Below are 25,757 nucleotides of genomic sequence, written 5' to 3' on the forward strand. Positions count from 1 at the left end.
GAAGGCGCTGTGAACACCACTCCGCCGCACCTCATCGGACAGAACCGATTACTCCGCGGCAGGCCACGAGGGCAACGACAGCCGGAGAGCCTTCTTCGCCAACGCACACGGGTCGGCGCTTCCGGTATCGTCCGACGGGACAGTCGTGAACGACTGCACGAGCTGATCCTCCTGCACGGCGACGTGCATCCCGCACGACCCGGACTCCATCGGCTTGACCCTGTTGGATCGCACTCCCGGATGCCCGTGCACCGTTATCCGTTCGAAGTCGACGTACTCCGACTCGTGCTCGTAGTAGGTATCCAGCGAACGCCCCTGAACGGGAGACAACGAAACCGAAGTGAAGTCTTCCGCGCTCTCCCAAACACAAGCTGGGGCAGAGCCGGATTCGACTTCCTCCTTCTCCCCTTGAGGCTGAACCCCGAGTTGTACAGCGGCTTCCTTGGGCAACAGCTCGCACACCCCCACAGCCGTCGCATCCTTGGGATTCGCGATCGCCGAACCGGACGACGACTCCGACGAGGACGTACTCTCGCCCGTGGTGGTTCCCGCCGAGTCCCCGTTCTGCTCGGCCGAACCGGACGAACACCCGGCGAGCACCACGCTCAGCAACACACCGCCCGCGATGACACCACTGCGACGCATCCCGCTCCGCAAGCTACCCACGATCTCAGCTCCGCCTCTCGATATCCCGCTGCGCCACCGAAGCGTTGTCATCGGCCAGCCCGTACTCGGCCAGCACCGCGTCGTACGCCTCGATCTTCTCTTCCAGTATTTTCCGAATATCGCGAGCAGCGCTACGCACTGAACCCTCTTCTCCGGTTATGCGCTGCTGAAACGCTTTACGAGCCTCGTCGGTCGTGTTGTCCAGCGCGGTAAGCTCACCCGGATCAGTGGACTGAGCCTTCCGCTCCAATTCCCGGGCCTCTTCCCGAGCCGCTTCGAGGTCCTTGCGCGCCTCGCGGAGCTTGTCGTAATCGACACCGAAGCCGTCCTGCCCCATGTGCTGTCTCCCCACTCCAACTCACAGGTCTCACACCCGGCACCGCATCCTGCCGGATCAGCACACACCGTGTCAGCGGAACGACTGAATTGTCACGAGGACGCGGGACACCTCGACTCACCCCGTTGATCACACTGCGGGCAAACGAACGCCCCGGTGCATCGACAGTCACCCAAACCGCTGTCATCGACCCAAGCGATCACAACGCATCACCCAACCATCAGCCACAGCGATGAGCAACCACGCGCACAACCAAGGACCGCCCAGCCCGACACCTCACTACCACCGGGCGGCGGTGATCCACCTTCATCAACGCGGTGAATAACAACCACTTCGGCTGAACCCCAGCAGCAACACAACGCCTCCGGAACGCTCCGGAGGCGCTTTTGCTGTCTCAGCCCCCGCGTGCGCGGGGCCTACTTGTCCATGCAGGAAGGCGAGCGTGCCCACGTGGGTCCATCCCCGCGTGCGCGGGGCCTACCGCATCCCTCCGCAGACCTACATGGCCGCGTGGGGTCCATCCCCGCGTGCGCGGGGCCTACACTCACTGCGCTGGGATTCTAGCGCGGCGAAGATGCTGTGAACACTACTCCGTCACACCTCATCGGACAGAGCCGACTCGCTCTCGGGCTACAGGTCCGGAATATCGTTCAAGTCGGCGCTCACCAGTACCTTCCCGTCCGGCGTTTCGAGCTCATGCGGAGCGAGCTTGGAGACACCGACGCCCTGAAGCAAACCGAAGTTCACCAGGTAGGTATCACCATCGGAGTCCATAGCGGGCACAACGGCTTTCGACTGCATGAGCTTGAGTACCTTCTCGGTGACTTGCTCCGGAGTTCCCCCGAAGAACTCGATGGTCACCTGAAGTCCCGGGGCACGTACGTAGACGGGCTGGAGTTGTTCCGCTGCCACTGAGTTACGACCTCTCAACTCGGTTCGGTGACCGTGAGCTCCGCCAGCGGTTCCACCAACCGATCGCCACACCTCGGCGACGAGATACCGCCGACACATCTCGGCAGTCCTTCGACACAGAAGTCCGATGTGGACGACATGTCGAAGTCAACCGACAAAGCCATCGCCTTCGTCCGGCGCGAGATGCGTGAACTCCCGGCACGATCATGACTCGGACATCATGGCACGGATACGAGCCCGTGCGGGACGAGCGCGGGCAAGGAAACACGCCAAGTCGCAGCGATGGAGGGCGGCAACCGTGCACGAATCGGGCGGCATCCCGGCGGAGCAACGCTGGTTCTGGACGCCGGAGTGGCAATCGGGCGAAGCCGAAGCCACTCAACAGATCGCCGATGGCGAGTGCTCAGAAGCGTTCACCAGCGCGGCAGAGCTGTTCGCCGCCATCGACGACGAGTCGGCGTGAGACCGGGCGGACAGACCACCGAAACCGACAACCGCGAACGGTGCCAAGCGTACCTACCGAGAAAGGACCCGGTCGCCGCGATACCACGGGGTTCGAGCAGCGCCGGGTCGGTAACGGGGTCCGGGGTATTCGGGGAGCGCGGTCGAGTGTGGACTGTCCGACCGGGCGTCGATTTCCCAAGAAATCGCGGAGCGGTGGGGCAGCGGTGGGGCAGCGGCGGCTCGGCGACGACCTCAGCAGCGGCCCTGGCGCCAGTAGCCCATGAACGCCACGGAACCGCGCGGCACGCCGTAGCCCTGCACGGTCATCCGGCGCAGCCGCTTGATGACACCGGCCTCACCCGCGAGCCAGCCGTAGAGCTCCCCGCCCGCGATGTCGAGACTCTCGTCGAAGGCCGGGTCCTGGTGCTGACTACCCGGGATCTCCCAGAGCAGGTAGTTGTCGACGTCGACGTCCTCCAGCGCGGCGATCGCCTCGCTCGCGGCGGGGCAACCGTCCACCTTCGGCCCGGCGCACAGCTCACCCAGCGCGGTTTCGAGCGCCTGTTCCAGCAGCTCACCGTGCTCGCTGCCGGCGATGTCGCGCGGCAGCCAACGGATCTCGACACCGCTCGGCACGTGGTCCCACGCCTGAACATCGGCCTCGCTGGGCACCTCCAGGCAGGCGATACCCCGCGAATCGGCGGGCAGTGATTCCAGGATGGCCGCCACCGCCGGGATCGCGGTCTCGTCCCCCGCCAGCAGCAACCGCCGCGCGGTCGCGGGCGGGCACCACTCGCAACCCCACATCCTGCCGGAACCGGGACGGTCGGGCCCGAGGATCGCCACCCGGTCACCGATGCGGGCGCCGTTCGCCCAGGCGGAGGCCGGGCCGCTGGCTTCCTCGCCGGAACCGTGCAGCACGAAGTCGATGTCCATCTCCGCGCGCTCGGGGCGGAACGACCGAACCGTGTAGGTCCGCATGGTCGGCCGGATCTCCTCCGGCATGGCCTGCCAGGTGGGGTACCAGTCGTGACCGTCCGGCACGTCGGCCACCGTCCGGCCGGGCTTGGGCAGCATCAGCTTGATGCGCTGGTCGACCCCACCGGCACCGAAGGAACGCAGCCCCTCGCCCGCGAAGGTGAGCCGCACGAAATTGGGACTGAGCCGCTGCCTGCCTGCCACCTCGACGGTGTAGACCCGGGACTCGGGCCTGGCGGTCGCTTCGGGTCGTGTGCTTGCGGGTGCCGCGGCACGTACCGTCCCGGTAGCAGTGGCCATACCGTTCCTCCCAATCACGAGATACGGTGCTTCGGTGAGGCTAGCCTGAGTTTCTGCAGTAAGGTTAGCCTACGCTCAGCCAATTGACGACAGGCGATCGAGCGTGTCGCACGACACATCTCGACAGCACCGCCCCGGAAGCGGAACGCCCCGAACCGCGTTCTTCCCGGAACCGCGCCGGCCCCGGCCGCGTCCCAACCGCCGAAGCCCACCGACGAGACCCAACCGCACGGGAGCGCCCTGATGTACGTGGAGGACACCGGTTCGGGAGACGGCGACATCCGGATCGAAATCGCCGATTCCGAGTACACCGCCGAGGCCAACTACGACCTCAACGACGACGGCGTGGACGAGACCGTCGCCGTGCTGACCGACGACGGTTTCCTCGCCTACACCGACTCGGATGCCGACGGCGAGGCCGACGTGATGCGCGGCATCGACGAGCGGGGCAACGTGGTCGAGCAGGCGCGCTACGACGAGACGACCGGCGAGTGGACCAGGGAGAAACCCGACGAATCACCGGTCCAGGAACCAAACGGCGAGGACGAGGGCCGATCGATGGTCGTGGACACCCCGCAGGGGGACCGGGAGGTCGGCCCGCCCACCGAGGACACCAACAACGACGGCAGGGCCGACACCGCGATCGTCGACACCGAGCACGGCCAGATGATGGTCACCGACGCCGACGGGGACGGCTCCGCCGACCAGATGGTCGAGATCAGCGATTCCGGCGAGGTGACCGTCGCCAAGCACACCGGCGACGGCGAGTGGACCGTGGTCGAGCAGGGCCGGGTCGACGGCCAGGGGCAGTACGCGACGCAGCAGCGCCCCTTCGAGGTCAGCGGCACCGAGGACTGGCTCTGGGACGGCGAGGAGCGGGATGGCACCGGCCGCGGCGAGGCCTCGGGCACCGACCCGGCCGACGACTCGTTCTGGACCTGACCCCCGCGCGCTGAATGCGCCACGGATTCCCGAAACGGAACCCGAAGCCATTAACACGAATGGCGGCAATTCGGATCAAAATGTGCCCCGGAACACATCCGATTTCCGCGGGCTCGCTCGGGAATAATCATCCGAACGAGCGAGTCCGCGAGGCTCGACGACGGAAAACATCGATCCAGCTCCCCTCGGAACAGTCGGATTTTCGCGACACCCCGCCATCTGAATCGATTCCCTTATCGTTCTTGTGAGGGAAGTGACAGGACTGATCTCCGCCAACCCCGGCACCTCCGGTTAGCCTCGGTACATCCCCAAATGCAGCTCCGTCCGGATTTCCGGGCGGAGCGAAGCATTTTGAAAGCTCCGCCGGCCCACGCGTCGGCGAGAGGAGAGAATCCGGGCTGTGGCGCCCAGTCAGGAGACACGACGCGATGACCGCTTTGACCATCCCCGGTCTCGACCAGGCACCCGTGAATCACGAACGCCTGTTGTCCTGGGTACGTGAGGTGGCGGAGCTGACCACGCCCGAGCAAGTCGTATGGTGCGACGGATCGCAGCAGGAATGGGAACGCCTGACCAACCGACTGGTCGAGGCCGGTACCTTCAAGCGTCTGGACGAGTCGAAGAAGCCCGAGTCGTTCTGGACGGCCTCAGATCCCACCGACGTCGCCCGGGTCGAGGAACGAACCTTCATCTGCTCCCGCGAGAAGAAGGACGCCGGGGTCACCAACAACTGGATGGACCCCGACCAGATGAAGGCCACCATGACCGAGCTCTACCGGGGCTGCATGCGTGGCCGCACGATGTACGTGGTGCCCTTCTGCATGGGGCCGGTGGAGGCCGAGCCGCCCAGGCTCGGCGTGGAGATCACCGACTCCGAGTACGTCGTGGTGTCCATGCACATCATGACCCGCATGGGTGACCGCGTGCTGGAGCGGTTCTCCGAGAGCGAGGACGTGGAGTTCGTGCCCGCACTGCACTCGGTGGGTGCGCCGCTGGAACCCGGCCAGCAGGACTCCACCTGGCCGTGCAACGAGATCAAGTACATCACGCACTTCCCCGAGGAGCGGCTGATCTGGAGCTTCGGCTCCGGCTACGGGGGCAACGCGCTGCTGGGCAAGAAGTGCTACTCGCTGCGCATCGCCTCCGCGATGGCGCGTGACGAGGGCTGGCTCGCCGAGCACATGCTGATCCTGAAGCTGATCTCGCCCGAGAACAAGGTCTACTACGTAGCAGCGGCCTTCCCCTCGGCGTGCGGCAAGACCAACCTGGCGATGCTGGAGCCGACCATCCCGGGCTGGCGCGTGGAGACCCTCGGCGACGACATCGCCTGGATGCGGTTCGGCGAGGACGGCAGGCTCTACGCGGTCAACCCGGAGGCGGGCTTCTTCGGTGTCGCGCCGGGCACCAACTGGAAGACCAACCCGAACGCGATGCGCACCATCGAGCGGGGCAACTCCATCTTCACCAACGTCGCGCTGACCGACGACGACGACGTGTGGTGGGAAGAGATGGAGGGGCAGCCGGAGCACCTGACCGACTGGAAGCGGCAGGACTGGACGCCCGACTCGGACGAGAAGGCCGCCCACCCGAACTCCCGCTACTGCACGCCGATGTCGCAGTGCCCGATCCTGGCCCCCGAGTGGGACGACCCGCAGGGCGTGCCGATCTCGGCGATCCTGTTCGGCGGCAGGCGCAAGACCACGATCCCGCTGGTCAACGAGGCCTTCGACTGGCAGCACGGGGTCTTCATGGGCGCCACGCTGTCCTCGGAGAAGACGGCCGCCGCGGCGGGCAAGGTCGGCGAGGTGCGCCGCGACCCGATGGCGATGCTGCCGTTCATCGGCTACAACGTCGGCGACTACTTCCAGCACTGGGTGAACATGGGCAAGGAGGCCGACGCCTCCAAGATGCCCAGCATCTACTACGTCAACTGGTTCCGCAGGGACCCGTCGGGCAAGAAGATCGTCTGGCCCGGCTTCGGCGAGAACTGCCGGGTGCTGAAGTGGATCGTGGACCGGCTGGAGGGCAACGCCGCCGCCGAGGAGACCGCGATCGGCCGCGTGCCCACGGCGGAGCAGCTCGACCTCAGCGGGCTCGAAGCCACCCGCGAGGAGATCGAGCAGTCCCTGGAGGTGAGCCTGCCGGAGTGGCGCGAGGAGCTGCCGCTGATCGAGGAGTGGTTCGACACGATCGGCGAGGACCTGCCCACCTCGATGCGCGACGAGCTGGAGGCGCTCAAGCAGCGCATCGGTGAGTGACGCTTCGGCGAGGTTTCGCGAATCCGAGGGGTGTCGAGATTCCGTTTTCCGGAATGTCGACACCCCTCGGTTCACGCAGCGCATTGTGTGAATCGAATTCATTCGAAAAACGCCCCCGAAAGCGTGGTTCGACACGCGTCGGTAAATGCACCGAAAACCCCCGATCGTGGGTAATCACGGATATTTTCGCGAACTCACGGCTGAACAGAACGCGCCGGAGCCGCCCCGAGCGGCACAAACGTCGGTGAACGATCCCTCGAACCGTTCGCACTGCGTAGGAACACTCAGGGTCACCCGCGTAGGAATTGATTGGCCGGAACCGGACGAACCGGTGCACACTCGGAAACGTCCGAGAAAAACCGGAAAGCCTGCACACCCCGGGAGGTGTGTCATGGTAGATCTGGCGATGATCGCACTGGTTCTGGTCGCGCTGCTGGCCGTGTGGCTGTTCCTGCGGGGAGCCGACAGCGTGGGCAGCCGCCGGAGCGCCGGGTTGGCCCGTTATCGAAGCCGCGTCGCTCCCCCAGCACCGAACCACCCGACCACCAGCGAGGCGGGACGCTCCGAGGACTCGTACGGCCCGGCCGCGCGCGGCGGCGTCACGCACGGCCCGGAAGCGTATCGCTCGATGTTGTCACTGCGCAGGAAGCGGGCCGAGAACCCCGAGAGCGACTGATCGGAAAAACCGACCACGTCGTGCTGCCCGTGCTGGGCCGTGCTACCCGTGGTCGGAGTCCGACTCGACGGCCGAGACCGCGTGCGTCGGGTTGAGCACCCGCGCCAGGAAGTGGCGGGTGCGCTCCCGCTGCGGGTTGCCGATCACGTCGGCGGGCCTGCCCTGCTCGACGATGGCCCCGCCGTCCATGAACAGCACCCGGTCGGCGACCTCGCGGGCGAACTGCATCTCGTGGGTGACCACCAGCATGGTCATGCCCTCGTCAGCCAACCCGCGCATCACGTCCAGCACGTCGCCGACCAGCTCCGGGTCCAGCGCGGAGGTCGGTTCGTCGAACAGCATCACGTCCGGGTCCATCGACAGCGAGCGCGCGATGCCGACCCGCTGCTGCTGGCCGCCGGACAGCTGGGCGGGGGTGGCGTTCTCCTTGGCGGCCAGCCCGACCCTGCGCAGATTCTCGCGGGCGGTCTCCTCGGCCTTGACCCGGTCACGCCCGAGCACCTTGCGCTGCGCGACGGTGAGGTTGCGCAGCACCGAGAGGTGCGAGAACAGGTTGAACTGCTGGAAGACCATGCCGATGCGGGTGCGCGCCGCGTCGATGTCGGCGTCCGGGTCGGTCAGCTCGACCCCGTCGACCACGATCCTGCCCGAGGTGGGTTGTTCGAGCAGGTTCACGCAGCGCAGGAAGGTGGACTTGCCGGACCCGGAGGGGCCGATGACGCAGACCACCTCGCCCGCCTCGATCCGCTGATCCACCCCGCTGAGGACCTCCAGCTCGCCGAAGGACTTGCGCAGTTCGGAGATCTCGATCTTTACGTCGCTCATGTGAAGCTCCCTCGGCTGCCGTTACCGACCGTCGGGTCCGAACCTGCGTTCCAACCGCTGCTGCAGCACCGACAGCGGGATGGTGATCACCAGATAGCACAGCCCGACCACCAGGATCGGGGTCATGCCCGGGTAGGTGGTCATCGCGGCTCGGCCGAACTGGGTGAGTTCCTGCTGAGCGAGCGTGGCACCGAGCACGAACGTCAAGGAGGAGTCCTTGGTCAGCAGGATCAGCTCGTTGGTCAGCGGCGGCAGGATGATGCGGAACGCCTGCGGGATGACGACGGTGACCGTCGCCCTGCCGTGCGACATCCCCAGCGAGCGGGCCGCTTCCAGCTGGCCGTTGGGCACCGCCTTGATCCCCGCGCGGATGGTCTCGGCCATGTAGGCCGAACCGACGATCCCCAGCGCGATCATGACGGTGACGTTGCGGTTGAAGCTGACGTTGTTGAACGCGGTCGGGATGCCGATTCCGACCGACAGGAACACCAGCAGCGCGGGCAGCCCGCGGAAGAACTCGATGTAGGCGCCGGAGATCCAGCGGTAGGGCGCCACTGAGGACATCCGCATCAGCGCGAGCACCAGCGCCAGCCCCAGGCCCAACGCGAACCCCGAGGCGGTGTAGAGGACGGTGTTGAGCAGCGCGGTTGTCAACACGGTGGGGAACAGCGCGCGGGCGACTTCGAGGTTGAAGAGCTGATCCTGGAGACGCCCCCAGTCGGCGAGCAGCGCGGCCACGACGACGACCGCGAGCAGTACCGCGTACTGCACACCGCGCCCGATCTTGGCGCGTTGGCGTTTACTCATCCCGCTGGTGGCGGGTCGGGTTTGCACTGCCATCGAGGCTCCAGGGCAGTCGGAACGGGACGGACGCGGTCGACGCCCGTCCCGCCACGTGCGAGATCATCGGGAGGACCGGTGTGGTCGGTTCACCCGTCGGAACGAGTCACTTCTCGGACGGCGCGTGGCCGAACCACTTCTCGTACAGCCGGTCGTAGGTGCCGTCCTCCTTGGCCTTGGCCAGCACCTCGTTGATCTTGTTCTGCAGCTCGCCGTTGCCGGTCTTGACGCCGAAGCCGTAGCTCTCGTCGGTCTTGAGCTTCTTGGTGACCTCGAACTTCTGGTTCTGGTCCGCGAAGTCGATCAGCGCGAAGTCGTCGTTGATCACGGCGTCGATCTTGCCGGTGCGCATGTTCTGCAACAGCAGGCCGAGGTCGGCGAACTGCTTGAGCGTGACGCCGTTCTTCTCGGCGCGCTCCTTGGCGTACTCCGCGCCGGTGGTGCCCTTCTGGTACCCCAGCGTCTTGCCCCGCAGCTTCTCGAAGCTGTCGAGGCCGGAGCCCTTGGGGGCGAGCAGCGCCTGCGTGGCGTCGAAGTAGGGGTCGGAGAAGTCGAAGTTCTTCTTCCGGACGTCGGTGATCGTGATCGCGGCGGCGGCCACGTCGCAGTTGCCCACGTTGAGGGCCTGGCCCGACTGGATGGTGGTGAACGGCGCGTTGGTGACCTGCTGTTCGACGCCGAGGTCCTTGGCGACCAGGTCGATCAGGTCGATGTCGAAGCCGACGACCTCGCCGTCCTTGCGCGATTCGAACGGCTCGTAGGGCAGGTTGGTGCAGGTGGTCAGCTGTCCCTCGTTCACCAGCGGGACGCCCTTGGCCTCACCGCCACCACCACTGCCGCAGCCCGCTACTGCCGCGGCCAGCGCGAGCGCGGGTAACAGGGCCGCGGCCCGCAACGTTGTTCGAAGCGCCACAGTGTCACTCCTCCTCGACGGGAATCCGGATGCTGGGATCCTGCCATCATCCGGGGCCGTTACAAACAGCTTCGCGTGTTTCGATCACGTCAAATCCACTCGGAAGCGGGACAGCCGCACCGCGATCGATCACGCAACGCACACCCACCGCAGCCCCCATCGAGCCGGAAACCGGACGATATCGAGCGCAACGGCCGCGTAAGCGGAACACACGATACCGTTACGCTGATCGGGTGAAGCATCGCGGGTCGGCGAGCATCACCAAGAGTGACCGGAAGAAATTCCCGTCGAACCGATCGAGCAGCCGATCACCGACCCGCCGGTGACCGACGCACGGACGGCCGGGCGCGCCACGGGCGGGTTCCTCGGTGACCGATCAGCGCCGGGCGTGCGCGTCCAGCACGTAGGCGACGGCGCTGGTGACCTTGGCGGCGTAGTCCAGGTGCAGCGACTCGTCCGGGACGTGCGCGTTGCTGCCCGGCCCGAGCGCCCCGGTCACCACGAACTGGGCGTCGGGATAGTTGTCGTGCAGCAGCCCCATGAACGGGATCGAACCGCCCAGCCCCATGGTGCGCCAGTCGTTGCCGAACACCTCGGTGCCCGCCGCGTCCAGGGCGTCGTTCAACCACTCCGCAGTGTCGGGCGCGTTGAAGCCCTGGCCCGCCTCGGCGTGGCCGAACTCGACACTCGCACCGTAGGGGATGTCGGTCTCCAGCGCGGTCCGCACCGCGTCCAGCGCCCGCTGCGGATCGGCGGTGGGCGGGAGCCGGAAGCTGAGATCCAGCGTGGTGTGGGGACGCAGCACGTTGCCCGCTTCCGAGGGGTGCGGCAACCCGTCGGCACCGATCACCGTGAGCGTGGGCCGCCACCAGTTGTGCAACGCCAGCTCGGCCTCGTCATCGCTGATCATCCGCATGCCCTCGGGCAGCTCGACGGACTCGCGCACCAGCCCCGGCGCGGCCTCGACACCCGCCCTGGCCTCGGCCACCCGGTTCTCCGGGACGCGCACGTTCAGCTCCGGCAGCCGGATCTCGCCGGTGGCGGAGTCCTCCAGCCGGTCCAGCAGCTGCCGGGCGATCCGGAACGAGTCGGGCACCAGCCCGCTGGCCGCACCGGAGTGCTGCCCCGCGTCCAGCACCCGAACCGTGACGTTGAGCTGCACCATCCCCCGCAGCGAGGTGGTCAGCCACAACCGGTCGTAGTCCCCGCCGCCGGAGTCCAGGCACACCACCAGGCCGACGCGGCCCAGCCGCTCGCCGAGGTGCTCCAGATAGGCGGGCAGATCGGGACTGCCGGACTCCTCGCCCGTCTCCAGCAGCAGCACACAGCGCGGATGCGCACCGCCGTGCGAACGCAGCGCCTCGATGGCGGTGATCGCGGCGTATCCGGAGTAGCCGTCGTCCACGGCACCGCGGCCGTACAACCTGCCGTCGCGCACCACCGGCGTCCAGGGCCCCAGTCCCTCGGACCAGCCCCCGACCGGCGGCTGCTTGTCCAGGTGGCCGTAGAGCAGCGCGGTCTCAGCCGAGGCTCCTTCGGTGGCGGGCACGTCGACCAGCAGCAGCGGGCTCCGACCCGGCAGGCGAACCACCTCGATGTCTGCACCCGTGATCCCGCGAGCGGCGGTCCAGCCGCGCACGTGCTCGACGACCGCGTCCAGGTGGCCGTTGGCCTCCCAGTCCGCGTCGAACGCCGGTGAGACGGCCGGGATGCCGACCAGCTCGGAGAGGCTGGGAAGTACCGAGGACTCCCATTGCTGCTGCACGAAGGTGTTCACTGCTGTGCGATCCACACCCGCGATCGTATTCCCAGTCCTCGGGAAAGCTCACCCGCCCTGGTGAAGCCCGAGTTGGTGAAGATCAGCTGCCTCCGCCGCCGTCACCACCACCGCCGTCACCGCCGTCACCTCCCACCGAGGAGGCTATGGCGCCTCCCGCCTTTGCCACGACGGCCGAAACAGCCCCTTCGAGGTCCTGACCCTTGGCGATGTGCTTGAGCCTGCTCGACTGGGACCAGCTGGTCACGAACTGCCGGTGCAAGCTGCTCGGATAGGCGATGGCCACCAGCAGAGCCAACCGGTCGTCCGGCGATCGCTCGCCGTCCGCCAGCCGGAGGATCTCGTCGACCAAGGGCTGCCGCGTGGCCTCGTGCGGCCGGTAGCGGTCGTAGGACAGGAAACCGAGTATCTTGTCCGGCTCGTGCCGCAGGTACCCCCGTTGCTGCAGCGACGAGCGGTGCTCCTGGAACGCCCAGGTCCGCTCGCTCAGCCAGGAGCGGAACGAGAACGCTCTGGCCGCGCCACCGGAGCGGTTCACCAGGGCCGCCAGTGGCCGGTCCAACGCTTCGACACCGAGCGGGGTCGGATCGACCGGGCCGACTTTGACGTTGCCGAACACGGTTCGGGTCAGCTCCGCGCGTCCGTGCACCACCAGCTCGGCGAGCTCAGCCGCCGGAGTCACGACATCGCGGTTGACACTGGTGAACGGCCTACCCCTCGGAGGGTGCAGCAACAACACGATCTGATCCGGCAGCGACAGCGACCGATGTGCTTCCACACCGGGGATGCTAGATCACACGGAGCGCGCCGAGGCCCACTTCGGGCGAATCCGGCCCCCACCACGGGAGCTCTCACCGCCCGGGACCGCCCCCACGGAGAGCACTCGCCGGCGGGAGCACGCCGCGGTTCAAGAGTGATCGTAGTGAACGGAACCGAAGTGGAAGCCGGTTTCGCCGAAATCCTCCCCGTTCGGCTCAGCTGCCTCCGCCGCCGTCACCACCACCGCCGTCACCGCCGCCCGCACCACCCGCGACCGCGGCGCCGATGGCGGCACCCGTGGCCGCCACCGCGGCCGAAACGGCCCCTTCGAGGTCCTGGCCCTTGGCGATGTGCTTGAGCCTGCGACCCTGCGACCGGTCGAAGCCGAGCAGCCTGCGAGGCAGCCCGGCGGGATGAACGATCGCGACCAACAGCGCCAGCCGATCGTCCGGTGAACGCTCGCCACGAGCGAGTTGCCCCAGCTCGCCGATCAACTCCTGCTGGAGGGGCCCGTGCGGCCGGTAGCGGTCGCGCGGGATGAAGCCGAGCAGCTTTTCCGGTTCGTACTCCAGATACCCCTGCTGCCGCAGTGCCCAGCGCTGTTCCCGGAAAGCACCACGTCGCTCGGACAACCAGGTGTGAAACGGCAGCGGTTTGCCCTTCCCCTCGATTCGGCCCGCCAGCGCCGAGAGTGGACGTTCCAGCGGTTCGAACCCCACCGGGGTGGAGTCGAGCAGACCGATTTTGACACCGCCGAGCGCGGAGCGATTCAGTTCCGCGCGGCCGTACAGCACGAGCTCGGCGAGCTCGGCGGCCGGCGTGAGCACTTGGTGATTGACCCCGTGGTGTTGCCTGCCGTCCGGGCCGTGCAGCAACAACACGATCTGGGCCGGCAGCGACAGCGACAGATGTGCTTCCACGCCGGGGATGCTAGATCACACCCGCCACATCCGAGGTCGTTTCGGAGGATCCGGTGCCTCGCTCCCCGGCCGAGACCGGTCCCGCGCCGGAGGCGAAGCCCGGCCGGAGCCCGGCCGAAGCCCGGCCGAAGCCCGGCCGAAGCCCGACCGTGCACCGTGCCACGGTCCGCAACCCGCGAGTAACCGAGCACCCACCGAGTGTACTCACCATCGATTCAGCACGAGCCACGACAACGCTGACCAGTGCCGGAACCAACCGGGAAAAAATCGGTTATACAACTGTCACAACGCCATCCATCGGAGATCCACCCCTCTGATGACCTGCGAATTCGCTTGATCCAACCGCGAGCTACGGTGCGCCGGACAAGGTTTGCAGGCGGCATCGATCTCTGTGTCAGGACTCACGGAAGTGGCCGTTGTCATGCCAGGATGGCGAGGAGCGATCCAACGACCCCGATCGGATGACCCGAGACCCACCTGGTCGACGGCACCGTTAGGGGTAACCGGCCTCAGCCGCCACAAGCGGTAACGGCCGGGGTGAGACTAGGAGATCCACATGTCCCCCGAACACTGGACGCGACCGAGCCGACCCGACGATCGCGATCGACTCGCGGACACCGCGGTGCCTGCCGCAACCTCAGCAACACCAACGAGGGAGCAGGTGATCGCCGGTTTGCGTGCGACCAGCGAAGGCGGAGCTGACCTCGTTCAGCTCTTGACGCCGGAGGGTCAGCGGGTATCGCACCCGGACTTCGACATCGACATCACCGACGAGCAGCTACGCGGCATGTACCGCGACATGGTGCTGGTGCGGCGTGCCGACCGCGAGGGCAACGCACTCCAACGCCAGGGCCAACTCGGAATCTGGGTTCCGCTGCTGGGTCAGGAGGCCGCGCAGATAGGCGCGGGTCGCGCCATGCGACCGCAGGACATGGCCTTCCCGAGCTACCGCGAGCACGGAGTCGCCTGGTGCCGGGGCATCGACCCCACCGAGCTGCTGGGCATCTTCCGCGGCACGGACCACGGCAGCTGGGACCCGAACGAAACCGGCATGAGCCTGTACACCATCGTCATCGGCAACCAGTGCGTGAACGCCACCGGCTACGCGATGGGGCAGAAGTTCGATGGCAAGGTCGGCAACTCGGGTGACGACCCCGCCTCGAACGAGGCAACCATGGTCTTCTTCGGCGACGGCGCCACCAGTCAGGGTGACGTGCACGAGGGCATGGTCTGGGCCTCGGTCTACGACGCGCCGGTGGTCTTCTTCTGCCAGAACAACCAGTGGGCGATCTCCGAGCCGACCGAACGGCAGAGCCGGGTACCGCTCTACGAACGCGCAAAGGGATACGGCTTCCCCGGCATCCGGGTCGACGGCAACGACGTGCTCGCCAGCCTCGCCGTCTCCCAGTGGGCCATGAACGAGGCCAGGCAGGGCAACGGGCCGCTGCTCATCGAGGCGTTCACCTACCGCATGGACGCGCACACCACCTCCGACGACGCCACGCGCTACCGGCTGGACGACGAGCTGGAGGCGTGGAAGCTCAAGGACCCGATCGAACGGTTGCGGGCGCACCTGCTCCGGGAGGAGATCGCCGACCAGGAGTTCTTCGACGGGGTGGATTCCGAGGCAGACGAACTGGCCGCGAGGTTCCGCGAGTTCTGCGTGAACATGCCGGAACCGCCGCCGGAACGGATGTTCTCCGCCGTCTACGCGGAGGAGAGCCCCGTGGTGGCGGCGCAGCGGGAGGACTACCTGAACTACCTTGCCGGCTTCGCCGACTCCGGCCACGACACCGAGGGGAGTGTTCGCTGATGGCCGCGCCCACCATGGAATCGACCGGTTCGAGCACGACACCGACCCAGACGATCACGATCGCCAAGGGCCTGAACAACGCGCTGCGCAACGCCATGGAGCGCGACCCGAAGGTCCTGGTCATGGGCGAGGACGTGGGCAAGCTCGGCGGTGTTTTCCGCGTCACCGACGGGCTGCAGAAGGACTTCGGCGAACACCGGGTGCTCGACACGCCGCTGGCCGAGTCCGGGATCATCGGCACGGCCATCGGCCTGGCGATGCGCGGGTTCCGCCCGGTATGCGAGATCCAGTTCGACGGGTTCATCTTCCCCGGCTTCGACCAGATCGTCTCGCAGCTGTCCAAGATGCACTACCGCACCCAGGGCAAGGTCAAGGTTCCGCTGGTCATCCGGGTTCCCTTCGGCGGCGGTATCGGGGCGGTGGAGCACCACTCCGAGTCTCCGGAGTCGCTGTTCGCCCACGTGGCGGGCCTGAAGGTGGTCTCCTGCTCCAACCCGGTGGACGCCTACTGGATGCTGCAGCAGGCCATCGACTCCGACGATCCGGTGCTGTTCTTCGAGCCGAAGCGGCGGTACTGGGAGAAGGCCGAGCTCGACCCCACGGCCGAGCACCTGCCGATGATCAGCTCCGCCGTGCTGCGCACCGGATCCGACGTCACGGTCGCCACCTACGGGCCGACGGTCAAGACCTGCATGGAAGCCGCGACCGCGGCCGAGGAGGACGGCAACGACGTCGAGGTCGTGGACCTGCGTTCGCTCTCACCGCTGGACCTGGGCCCGGTGGCCGAGTCGGTCCGGCGCACCGGACGGCTGGTCGTGGTCAGCGAGTCGCCGCCGGAATCCTCGGTCACCTCGGAGGTGGCCACCCGGATCCAGCAGGAGTGCTTCTACTCGCTGGAGGCCCCCGTGCTGCGGGTGAACGGATTCGACACGCCGTACCCACCGAGCAAGCTGGAGGAGGGCTACCTGCCCGACCTCGACCGGGTACTCGATGCCGTCGACCGTTCACTGGCCTACTGAGGGGGCAGGCATGGCGCAACTCAAGAACTTCCCGCTTCCGGACGTCGGCGAGGGACTGACCGAGGCGGAGATCCTGAACTGGCGGATCGGTCCCGGCGACGCGGTAGAGCTGAACCAGATCATCGTGGAGATCGAGACCGCGAAAGCGTCGGTCGAGCTGCCGTCCCCCTACGCGGGGAAGATCAGCGAGCTGCTCGCCGAACCCGGCCAGACCGTGGAGGTCGGAACCCCGATCCTGACGATCGAACCGGCCGGCGCGGCAGGCGACGAGCCGGAACCGGACAAGCCCGCCGAGCAGGGCGAGCCGTCCGAGCAGGGCGGCAAGATCGGTGAGGAAGGGGCCGACGGCCGGATCGCCACCCTGGTGGGATACGGTCCGCGCTCGACCAGCGCGAAACGCCGCCCCCGCAAGGGGAACGCCACGGCCGGGCAGCGCGGTTCCGGCAGCGGCGGGTCCAACGGCTCGGCCGGACAACGGCCCGCCGCCAACGGAACACCGGTGGCGACCGGCGCCGGCACCAACAGCGCCGGCACCAACGGCACCGTGCTCAACGGCTCCGCCTCTGCCGTGAGCACGCCGTCCGCTTCCCGACAGGCCGAGTCGGCCGCAGGCGGCACCGACGTCGCAGCGGGTGGCGGGGTCGCAGCGGGTGGCGGAGTGCCGCTCGCGAAGCCGCCGGTGCGCAAACTGGCCAAGGACCTCGGCGTGGAGCTGCGTTCGCTGCACGGTTCCGGCTCGGGTGGCGTGATCACCCGGCAGGACGTGGAGCGCGCGGCGGCGGGCGACGTCACGGCCGCGGCCCCCGAGGGCTCCGCTGTCGGAACCCGACCCGCCCGCGACGGTGCCGAGCGGGAACAGCGGGTCCCGATCAAGGGTGTCCGGAAGGCGACGGCGCAGGCCATGGTGGACAGCGCGTTCACCGCCCCCCACGTCACCGAGTTCCTGACGATCGACGTCACTCCGATGATGGAGTTCCGGGAGCGGCTCAAGAAGCACCCCGACTTCCGGGACGTCAAGGTCACGCCACTGGCGATCGCCTCCAAGGCGATGTGCCTGGCCGCGAAGCGGACCCCGGACGTCAACGCCTCCTGGGACGGCGAGGCGGGCGAGATCGTCTACAAGGACTACGTGCACCTGGGCGTGGCCGCGGCCACCGACCGCGGCCTGGTCGTGCCCAAGGTGCGCGACGCGGACGGAATGTCGCTGCGGGAACTGGCCGTGGCGCTGGAGGAACTGACCAGCACCGCACGTGAGGGCAGGACCTCGCCGGAGGCGATGACCAACGGCACGATCACGATCACGAACGTGGGCGTGTTCGGGGTGGACACCGGGACGCCGATCCTCAACCCGGGCGAGTCGGCGATCCTGGCGTTCGGCGCGATCCGCGAGATGCCCTGGGTGGTCGACGGCCAGGTGGTGCCGCGCCAGGTCTGCCAGTTGGCGCTGAGCTTCGACCACCGGGTGGTGGACGGCCAGCAGGGATCGCGGTTCCTCGCCGACGTCGGAGCGATACTGTCCGATCCCGGGATGGCCCTGACGTTCTGAGGATGCGGGGCGGGACTCACGTGCCGGAGCGGCTACCGGCACGTGAGTCGGCGCCCCACCGGGGCGTGGCGATTTCGCGAGAAATTGACGCCCCCCCGCACGGAGGTGTGATCCCAGCTCCGTCGATTTCTCGCGAAATCGTCGGGCCATCAGTGCCGACGAAGGGCCGCACTGCCACCACTCCCGCAAGCCGCACTCCGACCACCCCCGCAGTCGGCACCGCCGCGGGTTCTCCGGTGCGGCTCTCGCGAGGACGCCGGAGACGTTGTGTAGGTCGCTACCCGATGTCGCCGGACCCGCAGCGAGAGCCGTGCGGGAGGTTCCGCCACCCGCACCGCCGCGCAACCCGAACCGGAACTCGGAATCAGGAGCGGTGGTGGTCGGTGATCCCGGCTCCGGGATGCCAGGTGCGGATCAGCAGCTGGTCATCGACCACGCTGGTGTGGGTGATCTCGTGCAACTCCCAACGGAACATGTGGAAGGTGCCGGGCTCGTGCTGGATCTCGGCGGCGTAGCCGCGCAGCTCCTCGCCGTCGGGAACCTCGACGGCACGCCCGGCGACCTTCACATCCCCCTCGGTCATCTCGCAGGGGTGGGCGTGCAGCGCGGCGCGCGAATCACGCCGCAGGTCGAGCGCCTTCAGCGCGCGTGGCATCGACCCCATGGTCAGGTTCCCGGCGTGGAACTGGACCTCGGTGCCGCTGACCCGGGGTGATCCGTCGCCGCGGAGTGTCGCCAGGACGTGGTGCCGGTGTGCTTCGAAACACCGCCGTACGGCCGCCGCGAACTCTGGTGCTTCGGTTTCGAACTGTTGCCAATCGGTCACGCGGCCAACATCGCACGAACCCCCGACAACACGGTGTCGCCGCCGGATTCGGCGGTTCGGCGGCGCCCCGGCTCGTGGCGCGAGGTTCCCGAACTCGGAGCCGCCTCACTCCTCCTTGCGCCTGCGGCCGCCGCGCTGTGCCGCGGCCCCGGCCCCGGCGACGGCCTGGGCAGCCGCGCTGGTGTGCTGCCCGGACTCCTGCGCCCCGGAGTTGGCGCTGTCGTCGGCCTCGGACGTCTTGGTCGGCTGGGCGGAAGCGCCCTCGGGCTGCTGATCGTGGGCCTGTGAGGCCCCGTTCGGCGTGGTCGGGGCGGACTTCTGCTGGGTGCTCCGCTGCGCACCGGCTCGCCGGGAACCGCCGGAGCCGCTCTCGGGCCGCTCGGCCTGCCCGGTCCCCTGCTGCTGCTCGGAGCCCTGCTCTCCGCCCGCCGCGGCGGCCTTCGCCTGCTCGGTGGCCGGCTCGGCTTCCGGTGGCTGGGTGGCCGATGGCCCCTCCGGAAAGTCGAACTCGTGCGACTCGAAGTCGTGCACGTCGATCTCCGGCAGCTCGAGCTCGCTGTTGAGCTCACCGAAGATCGGAGTTCCAGGGTCGGATGTCGCCTTGCTCACCGCTTCGCCCTCCCAATCACTCTCGAAGCGAGCCGGGATACTGCCGGTGTCTCGCGTACGACGGAGATCCCGGCGTGGTGTACCCAAGCGTCGGCACCACGAATCCCCGGCGGTGATTCGTGGCCCGCGGCCGACCCGAGGGCCGCCCGCGCCGATAAAACACAGGGGCAACGGTCTTCGCAGGCGAAGCCGCACAATCTCACCTCTTCAGGTGAGGTGTGTGCCGACTTCACCCGGCCGCAACCCACCAGCATTCCAGAGAAACAAAGCGGAAACGGGCGACAATTCCGAACCGTGGCAAAGACCACGCACGGCTTGCGAGCTTGCTCACAGGGTCCCCTCGTAACCCCAAGGCACGGGGTCCCCGCACCGAAAAGTGACGCAGGATACGTAACGGAGAACCGCCCGGATGCCGGGACGGCCTCGGGCCTGATCAGTACCGGGGATCCTGCCAGTCGAGGCCGGTAGGGCTGGGCCGGTGGGGCTGGGCCGGTGGGGCTGGGCCGGTGGGGCTGGGCCGGTGGGGCTGGGCCGGTGGCGAGGAACTCGCGGGCGGCCTGGTGAGTTTCGCCGACGGGGACGGCCGAGTCGAGGGGGCGTACCTCCGGACGCCGCCGTAGTCGAATCGCGCACCCTCCGGGGTGGGCGAGGTGCCTCGACTCGCGACGGCACGCGGAGGGCATCACAGCGCACCCGCGACGAACCGTTCGCCCGAGATCTCGTGCCTGAGCCGGCGCGCGTCCGTGCCCGTCCCGCACGGGGCTCGGGACGGGCACGCGGACCTCTTCCGGCGCGGGGACGGCACGCCGACACGTCACCTGCGGCGTCAGGGGATGTGCCGCCCCGAGACCGCCCTGGCCACCACGAGCTGCTGGATCTGCTCGGTGCCCTCGAAGATGTCGTAGATCTTGGCGTCGCGGTGCATCCGCTCCACCGGGTACTCGCGGGTGTAGCCGCTGCCGCCGAGGATCTGGATGGCCCGCTCGGTGGCCCAGGTCGCCACCCGACCGGCCTTGAGCTTGGACATCGAGCCCTCACCGGCGGTGAACGGGATCTCGTTGCGCCCCATCCAGGCGGCCCGCCAGACCAGCATCCGGGCCGCGTCGATCTCGGTGCGCATGTCGGCGAGGGTGAACGCGATCCCCTGGTTGTCGATGATCGGGCGGCCGAAGGTCTCCCGCTGGGTCGCGTACTCCAGGGCGTGCTCGTAGGCGGCACGGGCGATGCCGATGGCCTGCGAGCCGACGGTGGGACGCGAGAGCTCGAAGGTGCGCATCGCCTGCGAGCTGGACTTGCCGCCCTCCCTGGCGCGGGCGAGCCGCTCGTCGAGCTTCTCCTTGCCGCCCAGCAGGCAGCGGCCCGGAACCCGCACGTCGTCCAGGAACACGTCGGCGGTGTGCGAGGCGCGCAGCCCGTGCTTGCGGATCTTGCCCGGTGCGGACAGCCCGGGCGTACCGGGCGGGACCACGAACGCGGCTTGACCGCGCGGCCCGAGTTCGGGGTCCACCACGGCCTGCACCACGTGCACGTTGGCGATCCCGCCGTTCGTCGCCCACGCCTTGTGCCCGTTGAGCACCCACTCGTCGGTGGCCTCGTCGTAGACCGCGCGGGTGCGCATCGCGGCGACGTCCGACCCGGCCTCGGGTTCGGAGGAGCAGAACGCGGCCACCTGGGGCTCGTCGACGTCGCCGTAGCACTGCGGGACCCACTCGGCGAGCTGGTCCGGGGTTCCGGCGGAGAAGATGCCCGCCACCGCGAGCGTGGTACCGAAGATCGCCATCCCGATACCGCCGTCGCCCCAGAACAGTTCCTCGTTGGCGATGGGCAGCGACAGGCCGGTCTCGTCGGCCCAGAACGTCGCCAACGTCTCGAAGCCGTAGAGGCCGACCTTGGCGGCCTCGGAGATGATCGGCCAGGGAGTTTCCTCCCGCTCGTCCCACTCCGCGGCGGCGGGCCGGATCTCCTTCTTGGCGAAGCCGTGTAACCAGTCGCGCAGTTCCTGGTGCTCTTCGGTGAGTTCCAGTGAGAAGCTCATGGGGTTCCTCGGGTGTCGTTGCTGGTGGTTCGCGGGCGAGGCGGACGGTGAACCCGGTTCCGACCCGGCGGCGTCTTGGCTCTCCGCGGTGGACGCGTGTGGCGGTGGGGAGCCCGCACGCGGATCGCCGGGGCATCCGGGGCGTCGGAAACGTCGGGACGCCCGAAAATCGGGAGCGCCGGGCTCGTTCGGATCAGGCCTTCGGGATCTGGAAGAGCTTGGTCAGCCCGGCGGCGAAGCCGACGTCCCCAGCCACCTTGAGCTTGCCGGACATGAACAGCATGGGCGCCGAGGCGTTGCTCGAGGCGAGCTTGAGCAGCTCCACCGGGCCGAGCATCACGGTGGCCCTGGGCTCGTGCTCCGGGGTTTTGCTCACGGTGCAGGTGCCGTCGGACAGCACGCACTCGTAGCGCAGCACCCCGGTCTCGTCGTCATCGGAGTCGGGCGAGCCCTGCGAGGTGGAACCGTCGAGGTTGATACGCCAGCGCACCACGGCCTCGGTGCTCTTGGCCTTGTCGGAGCGGTAGTGCTCGCCCATGCGGCGGAACAGCTCGTCGAGGATCCGCTCTGCCAGCTCCGGGCGGTCCATGACGTCCCGCAGCTGCTCGTCCGAGGCGCGGGAGATCAGCCTGGCGAACTGCTGCGGCTCCAGCGAACTGAGATCGACTTCGGTGTCGGCCGCGGCCAGCTCGGAGGCCGCCGCCAGCAGACGGACGAACTCCTCCCTGCTGACCTGCTTCGGATCGGTGGCCGCCAACGCGGCGATGGGGTCGGATTCCGACATGCTGCCCTCCATTACCTACTCACGAGTAAGACTACTCCCGGGTAGATAGACCGGCAATACAACCCCCTGATCGACACTGTTCTACCGTGCCAAGAGTGCAGGACGCGAGAGACAACCGGACGGACCCGTCCGGAACCACCGCCAAGCCCCGCTCCAGACGCCTGCCCCGGCAGGTGCGCGAGCGCCAGATCCTCGACGCCGCCGTGAAGGTGTTCGCCAAGTACGGCTACCACGAGGCGGCGATGGACGAGATCTCCGACGTGGCCGGGATCTCGAAACCCATGATCTACGCCTACCTCGGCGCCAAGGACGAACTCTTCGTGGCCTGCATCCGGCGGGAGGCGAACCGGCTGATCGAGTCGATCAGCCAGGCGGTGGACACGGATCTGAAACCGGACGAACAGCTCTGGCGCGGGTTGCACGCGTTCTTCGAGTACGTCAACGACAACCGCGACAGCTGGACCGTCCTGCACCGGCAGGCGAGTGTGCAGGGGCAGCCCTTCACCTCCGAGCTCTCCGAGTGGCGCGACCGCGCGATGGACATGGTCGCCGAACTGCTGGCCCGCGCCGGAGGAAGCAGCGAACAACCGGTGCAGCTCGAGCAGATGCAACCGTTCGCCGCCGCGCTGGTGGGAGCGGGCGAGTCGATGCTCGACTGGTGGGCGGACCATCCGGAGTACACCGCCGACGCGCTGTCGATGCGCCTGATGAACCTGGTGTGGATGGGATTCGGCGACATGGTGCAGGGACGCCGCTGGAAACCCTCCTGACGCGACCACGGCCGCACGGTCACCGGCACGGTCGGCACGCGGCCACTCGATCACCGCGATACCCACAACCGACACGAACACACGGAGGCAACCTTGCGCTTGACCCACTACGGCCACGCCTGCGTCCTCGTCGAGACCTCGACGGCGAGACTGCTGATCGACCCGGGGACGTTCTCCCACGACTTCGAGGCGCTGCGCGACCTCGACGCGGTGCTGCTTACCCACCAGCACCCCGACCACCTGGATCTGGAGCGGCTGCCGGACGTGCTGCGCAACAACCCGAACGCGCGGCTGGTCGCCGACACCGAGTCCGCGGCCAAGCTCTCCGAGAACGGAATCGAGGCCGAGACGGCCCGCCCCGATGACGCGTTCGAGCTCGCCGGGGTGGCGATCAACGTCGTCGGCGGCCAGCACGCGGTGATCCACCCGGACATCCCGCGCATCGCCAACATCGGCTACTTGGTCGAGCACGGCGCCTTCTACCACCCCGGCGACTCCTTCCACGTCCCGGCGCAGCACGTCGACGTGCTCGGGTTGCCCACCGGGGCGCCCTGGCTGAAGCTCTCCGAGGCAGTGGACTTCCTGCGGGCGATGAAACCCCGCGTGGCGGTGCCGATCCACGAGGCGGTGCTGTCCATGCCGCAGATGCACTACGGCATGTTCGAACGGCTCGGGCCGGAGGGAACCACCGTGACCGTGCTCAACCGGGGCGAACCGACCAGCCTTTGAGCGCACCACACCCCGGACCCGCTGATCAACTGGTCAGCGGGTCCGGGTTCGGGGTGCCGCGCACCGTCGGAGCCGAATACGGCGGTGCGGGCGGCGGTGCGACCAGCTCTGGGTAGGTCGCCGGGACGGCTCCGTGCAGCAGCGCGAGGTCGATGGCGTCGTGCACCGCCGCGCGACGGGCGGGATGCCCCAGATCCTCGGCGGAGATCGCGAGCCTGACCAGTCCCGGCCAGGCACGTCCCGGCCGAGCACGGATCTCCCGTTCGGCCATCGAACGCAGCCCTCGGCAGCGTGCCGACTCGCTACGGAAGCCCGTCAGTGTTCCTACCCTGCTGCGTCGTACCCGCCCGGTGCGCAGGTCCCGCAGCACCTCCGGCTCGACGCAGGCCCCGAAGCCCGCGGCTCGCAGCGCCGCCAGGGTGCCCGTAGAGGCCCGGCCACCCAGCGGAGCGAACGTCTCGGAGCCGAGCCCGGCCGCTTCGAGAACCGCGTTCACCGCGGTCAGCCGCAGCCCGGCCTCGTGTCGGGGGCGACGACGGTCGTCGTGGCGGCCGCGAATCCGGTTCGAACGGGGCGGTTCGAGGCCGTGCAGCACCAGGGCGTCACCCGAGGCCAGGCGCTCCCGCAACCAGTCGGTCACGGCCGAGCCGGTCAGCAGCGAGGCGGGGACGAACACCGACAACCCGGCACGCAGCCGGTCCAGCCGAGCGGCGAAGCTGGCGCAGCGTACGAGGTCCTGCTCGCCGCGGATGCCGTACAACGAGACCACGAGTCGCGTACTCACGGTGCTTCATGGCGCCAGACCGGATCGTCGTGCCGGTGACCGACGAATGAAACCGACATGACCTCTCGGAGAAACCCGCCCAGCGGGATTCACCGAGCCAACGCACCCGGACGGTGTCCGGTGCCTGTCGCTACCGTTCGGAGCGGTCCGGCAGCACCGGCGCGGCGTCGATTTCTCGCGAAATCGCCGCGCCGCTTCGACGCGGTGCCGAACCCCCACCATCCTCGCAGCCAGAACTCCGACCACCCTCGCAATCGGCACCGCCGCGGGTTCTCACGTGCGGCTCTCGCGAGGAAGGCCCGACGTTGGGTAGGTCGCTACCCGATGTCGGGTCTCCCGGAGGGAGCGCCGTGCGAGAGGTTCCGCCACGGCACCAGCTACGCGAACCGAGCCGACGACCCCTCAATCGGGCCAGTCGGTGAGATCACGTCCGGTGATCCGCTCGTACGCCTCCACGTAGCGCGCCCTGGTCGCCGCGACCACCTCGTCGGGCAGCGGGGGCGGCGGCACGTCGGAGGCGCGGTCCCAACCGGATTCCGGCGAGGTCAGCCAGTCCCGCACGTACTGCTTGTCGAAGGAGGGCTGCGACCTGCCGGGCGCGTACTCGTCGGCGGGCCAGTACCGCGAGGAGTCCGGGGTCAGCACCTCGTCACCGAGCACCAGCGTGCCGTCGGCGGCGAGGCCGAACTCGAACTTGGTGTCGGCCAGGATCACGCCGCGCGTCCGGGCGTGCTCGGCGGCGCGCTCGTAGATCCGCAACGTTGTGTCCCGCAGCTGCTCGGCACGCTCCCGCCCGACGGTGGCGGCCACCGCGTCCAGGGTCACGTTCTCGTCGTGCTCGCCCAGTTCCGCCTTGGTGGCCGGTGTGAAGATCGGCTCCGGCAGTCGGGAGGCCTCGGTGAGGCCGTCGGGCAGTGGTACCCCGCAGACACTGCCGGTCTCGCGGTACTCGGCCAGCCCGGAGCCGCTCAGATAGCCGCGTGCCACGCACTCGACGGGCAGCATGTCCAGCTTGCGCACCAGCAGCGCCCGGCCGCGCACCTCGTCCGGGATGCGCGGGTCGTCGGCGGCGACGAGGTGCGAGTCGATCAGATCACCGAGCAGTTCGAACCAGAACACGCTCATGGCGGTCAGTACCCGGCCCTTGTCCGGGATCGGCGTCTCCAACACGTGATCGTAGGCGGAAACACGGTCGGAGGCGACCATCAGCAGGTGCTCGTCGTCGACCTCGTAGAGCTCACGGACCTTGCCCGCTGCCACCGGGCGGTATTCGGAAAGCGCGACCACGGTTCGGA

Annotated in this window: 25 protein-coding genes; 9 read left to right on the forward strand and 16 right to left on the reverse strand. The window is 68.2% G+C overall.

From position 1 onward, the window contains the following. Nucleotides 1-48: 48 nt before the first annotated feature. The 3 genes from BLR41_RS04615 to BLR41_RS04625 all read right to left on the reverse strand — a co-directional run bounded on the left by BLR41_RS04615 (nt 49) and on the right by BLR41_RS04625 (nt 1,864). The gene (locus tag BLR41_RS04615) at nt 49-645 is read right to left on the reverse strand and encodes a DUF3558 domain-containing protein (RefSeq protein ID WP_176797810.1); all 597 of its coding nucleotides are present in this window, start codon (nt 643-645) and stop codon (nt 49-51) included. Nucleotides 646-670: 25 nt separating this feature from the next. Beyond that, the gene (locus BLR41_RS04620; protein WP_092626676.1) at nt 671-1,003 is read right to left on the reverse strand and encodes a hypothetical protein; all 333 of its coding nucleotides are present in this window, start codon (nt 1,001-1,003) and stop codon (nt 671-673) included. Between the two features lie 630 nt (nt 1,004-1,633). Continuing rightward, nucleotides 1,634-1,864 (reverse strand): hypothetical protein, encoded by a 231-nt coding sequence (locus BLR41_RS04625; protein WP_143012994.1) that lies wholly within the window; start codon nt 1,862-1,864, stop codon nt 1,634-1,636. A 349-nt stretch (nt 1,865-2,213) separates the two neighbouring features. Here BLR41_RS04625 and BLR41_RS22735 point away from each other — a divergent pair, with 349 nt between their 5' ends. Further along, entirely contained in the window at nt 2,214-2,378 is a 165-nt protein-coding gene (locus BLR41_RS22735) for a hypothetical protein (RefSeq protein ID WP_176797811.1), read from the forward strand. Nucleotides 2,379-2,611: 233 nt separating this feature from the next. On the opposite strand, the gene BLR41_RS04630 is transcribed toward BLR41_RS22735, so the two are convergent. Further along, nucleotides 2,612-3,637: a siderophore-interacting protein gene (locus BLR41_RS04630; protein WP_092626679.1), complete on the reverse strand. Its 1,026-nt coding sequence runs from the start codon at nt 3,635-3,637 to the stop codon at nt 2,612-2,614. A gap of 243 nt (nt 3,638-3,880) precedes the next feature. Here BLR41_RS04630 and BLR41_RS04635 point away from each other — a divergent pair, with 243 nt between their 5' ends. The 3 genes from BLR41_RS04635 (at nt 3,881) to BLR41_RS04645 (ending at nt 7,513) form a co-directional block, all read left to right on the forward strand. Then, a complete protein-coding gene (locus tag BLR41_RS04635; protein WP_176797812.1) occupies nt 3,881-4,579 on the forward strand; it encodes a DUF6802 family protein in 699 nt (232 codons plus the stop codon). A 428-nt stretch (nt 4,580-5,007) separates the two neighbouring features. Further along, nucleotides 5,008-6,837, forward strand: coding sequence for a phosphoenolpyruvate carboxykinase (GTP) (locus tag BLR41_RS04640; protein ID WP_092626680.1), 1,830 nt, complete (start codon nt 5,008-5,010; stop codon nt 6,835-6,837). A gap of 391 nt (nt 6,838-7,228) precedes the next feature. Next, complete coding sequence (locus BLR41_RS04645; RefSeq protein WP_092626682.1) at nt 7,229-7,513, forward strand: hypothetical protein; 285 nt, start codon at nt 7,229-7,231, stop codon at nt 7,511-7,513. A 42-nt stretch (nt 7,514-7,555) separates the two neighbouring features. Here the strand turns inward: BLR41_RS04645 and BLR41_RS04650 are convergent, their stop codons facing one another. The 6 genes from BLR41_RS04650 to BLR41_RS04675 form a co-directional block, all read right to left on the reverse strand. Beyond that, on the reverse strand, nt 7,556-8,338 hold the full coding sequence (locus tag BLR41_RS04650; RefSeq protein WP_092626683.1) for an amino acid ABC transporter ATP-binding protein: 783 nt from the start codon (nt 8,336-8,338) through the stop codon (nt 7,556-7,558). A 21-nt stretch (nt 8,339-8,359) separates the two neighbouring features. After that, the gene (locus BLR41_RS04655; protein ID WP_092626684.1) at nt 8,360-9,145 is read right to left on the reverse strand and encodes an ABC transporter permease subunit; all 786 of its coding nucleotides are present in this window, start codon (nt 9,143-9,145) and stop codon (nt 8,360-8,362) included. 139 nt (nt 9,146-9,284) lie between these two features. Further along, nucleotides 9,285-10,091, reverse strand: coding sequence for a transporter substrate-binding domain-containing protein (locus tag BLR41_RS04660; RefSeq protein ID WP_092626686.1), 807 nt, complete (start codon nt 10,089-10,091; stop codon nt 9,285-9,287). A 376-nt stretch (nt 10,092-10,467) separates the two neighbouring features. Beyond that, entirely contained in the window at nt 10,468-11,892 is a 1,425-nt protein-coding gene (locus tag BLR41_RS04665; protein ID WP_092626687.1) for a M20/M25/M40 family metallo-hydrolase, read from the reverse strand. A gap of 58 nt (nt 11,893-11,950) precedes the next feature. Further along, nucleotides 11,951-12,646, reverse strand: coding sequence for a GOLPH3/VPS74 family protein (locus BLR41_RS04670; RefSeq protein ID WP_176797813.1), 696 nt, complete (start codon nt 12,644-12,646; stop codon nt 11,951-11,953). A gap of 196 nt (nt 12,647-12,842) precedes the next feature. After that, nucleotides 12,843-13,547: a GOLPH3/VPS74 family protein gene (locus BLR41_RS04675; RefSeq protein ID WP_176797814.1), complete on the reverse strand. Its 705-nt coding sequence runs from the start codon at nt 13,545-13,547 to the stop codon at nt 12,843-12,845. 556 nt (nt 13,548-14,103) lie between these two features. Here BLR41_RS04675 and pdhA point away from each other — a divergent pair. From pdhA to BLR41_RS04690, 3 genes are read left to right on the forward strand one after another with little or no spacing between them, the layout of a single operon-like run. Next, a complete protein-coding gene (gene pdhA, locus BLR41_RS04680) occupies nt 14,104-15,360 on the forward strand; it encodes a pyruvate dehydrogenase (acetyl-transferring) E1 component subunit alpha (protein WP_176797815.1) in 1,257 nt (418 codons plus the stop codon). Further along, a complete protein-coding gene (locus BLR41_RS04685; RefSeq protein WP_092626693.1) occupies nt 15,360-16,379 on the forward strand; it encodes an alpha-ketoacid dehydrogenase subunit beta in 1,020 nt (339 codons plus the stop codon). The genes pdhA and BLR41_RS04685 overlap by 1 nt, the downstream gene beginning before the upstream one ends. Nucleotides 16,380-16,389: 10 nt before the next feature. Further along, nucleotides 16,390-17,925, forward strand: a complete 1,536-nt coding sequence (locus BLR41_RS04690; protein ID WP_092626694.1) for a dihydrolipoamide acetyltransferase family protein — start codon at nt 16,390-16,392, stop codon at nt 17,923-17,925. Nucleotides 17,926-18,289: 364 nt separating this feature from the next. On the opposite strand, the gene BLR41_RS04695 is transcribed toward BLR41_RS04690, so the two are convergent. From BLR41_RS04695 to BLR41_RS04710, 4 genes are all read right to left on the reverse strand, one after another. Continuing rightward, nucleotides 18,290-18,751, reverse strand: coding sequence for a pyridoxamine 5'-phosphate oxidase family protein (locus BLR41_RS04695; RefSeq protein WP_092626695.1), 462 nt, complete (start codon nt 18,749-18,751; stop codon nt 18,290-18,292). 105 nt (nt 18,752-18,856) lie between these two features. Beyond that, a complete protein-coding gene (locus BLR41_RS22740; RefSeq protein WP_176797816.1) occupies nt 18,857-19,360 on the reverse strand; it encodes a hypothetical protein in 504 nt (167 codons plus the stop codon). Between the two features lie 826 nt (nt 19,361-20,186). Next, nucleotides 20,187-21,395, reverse strand: a complete 1,209-nt coding sequence (locus BLR41_RS04705; protein WP_092626697.1) for an acyl-CoA dehydrogenase family protein — start codon at nt 21,393-21,395, stop codon at nt 20,187-20,189. A gap of 193 nt (nt 21,396-21,588) precedes the next feature. Further along, nucleotides 21,589-22,179, reverse strand: a complete 591-nt coding sequence (locus BLR41_RS04710) for an SCP2 sterol-binding domain-containing protein (protein ID WP_092626841.1) — start codon at nt 22,177-22,179, stop codon at nt 21,589-21,591. Nucleotides 22,180-22,274: 95 nt separating this feature from the next. On the opposite strand from BLR41_RS04710, the gene BLR41_RS04715 reads away from it, so the two are divergent. Both BLR41_RS04715 and BLR41_RS04720 read left to right on the forward strand, forming a co-directional pair. Next, nucleotides 22,275-22,949: a TetR/AcrR family transcriptional regulator gene (locus BLR41_RS04715; protein ID WP_092626698.1), complete on the forward strand. Its 675-nt coding sequence runs from the start codon at nt 22,275-22,277 to the stop codon at nt 22,947-22,949. A gap of 93 nt (nt 22,950-23,042) precedes the next feature. Further along, the gene (locus BLR41_RS04720; protein WP_092626699.1) at nt 23,043-23,678 is read left to right on the forward strand and encodes an MBL fold metallo-hydrolase; all 636 of its coding nucleotides are present in this window, start codon (nt 23,043-23,045) and stop codon (nt 23,676-23,678) included. Between the two features lie 25 nt (nt 23,679-23,703). On the opposite strand, the gene BLR41_RS04725 is transcribed toward BLR41_RS04720, so the two are convergent. Next, on the reverse strand, nt 23,704-24,462 hold the full coding sequence (locus BLR41_RS04725) for a polysaccharide deacetylase family protein (protein ID WP_143012995.1): 759 nt from the start codon (nt 24,460-24,462) through the stop codon (nt 23,704-23,706). 402 nt (nt 24,463-24,864) lie between these two features. After that, complete coding sequence (locus BLR41_RS04730) at nt 24,865-25,749, reverse strand: phosphoribosylaminoimidazolesuccinocarboxamide synthase (protein WP_092626702.1); 885 nt, start codon at nt 25,747-25,749, stop codon at nt 24,865-24,867. Nucleotides 25,750-25,757 lie beyond the last annotated feature (8 nt).

It is taken from the genome of Actinopolyspora mzabensis, assembly GCF_900101095.1.
GTDB classification, from domain to species: Bacteria; Actinomycetota; Actinomycetes; order Mycobacteriales; family Pseudonocardiaceae; genus Actinopolyspora; species Actinopolyspora mzabensis.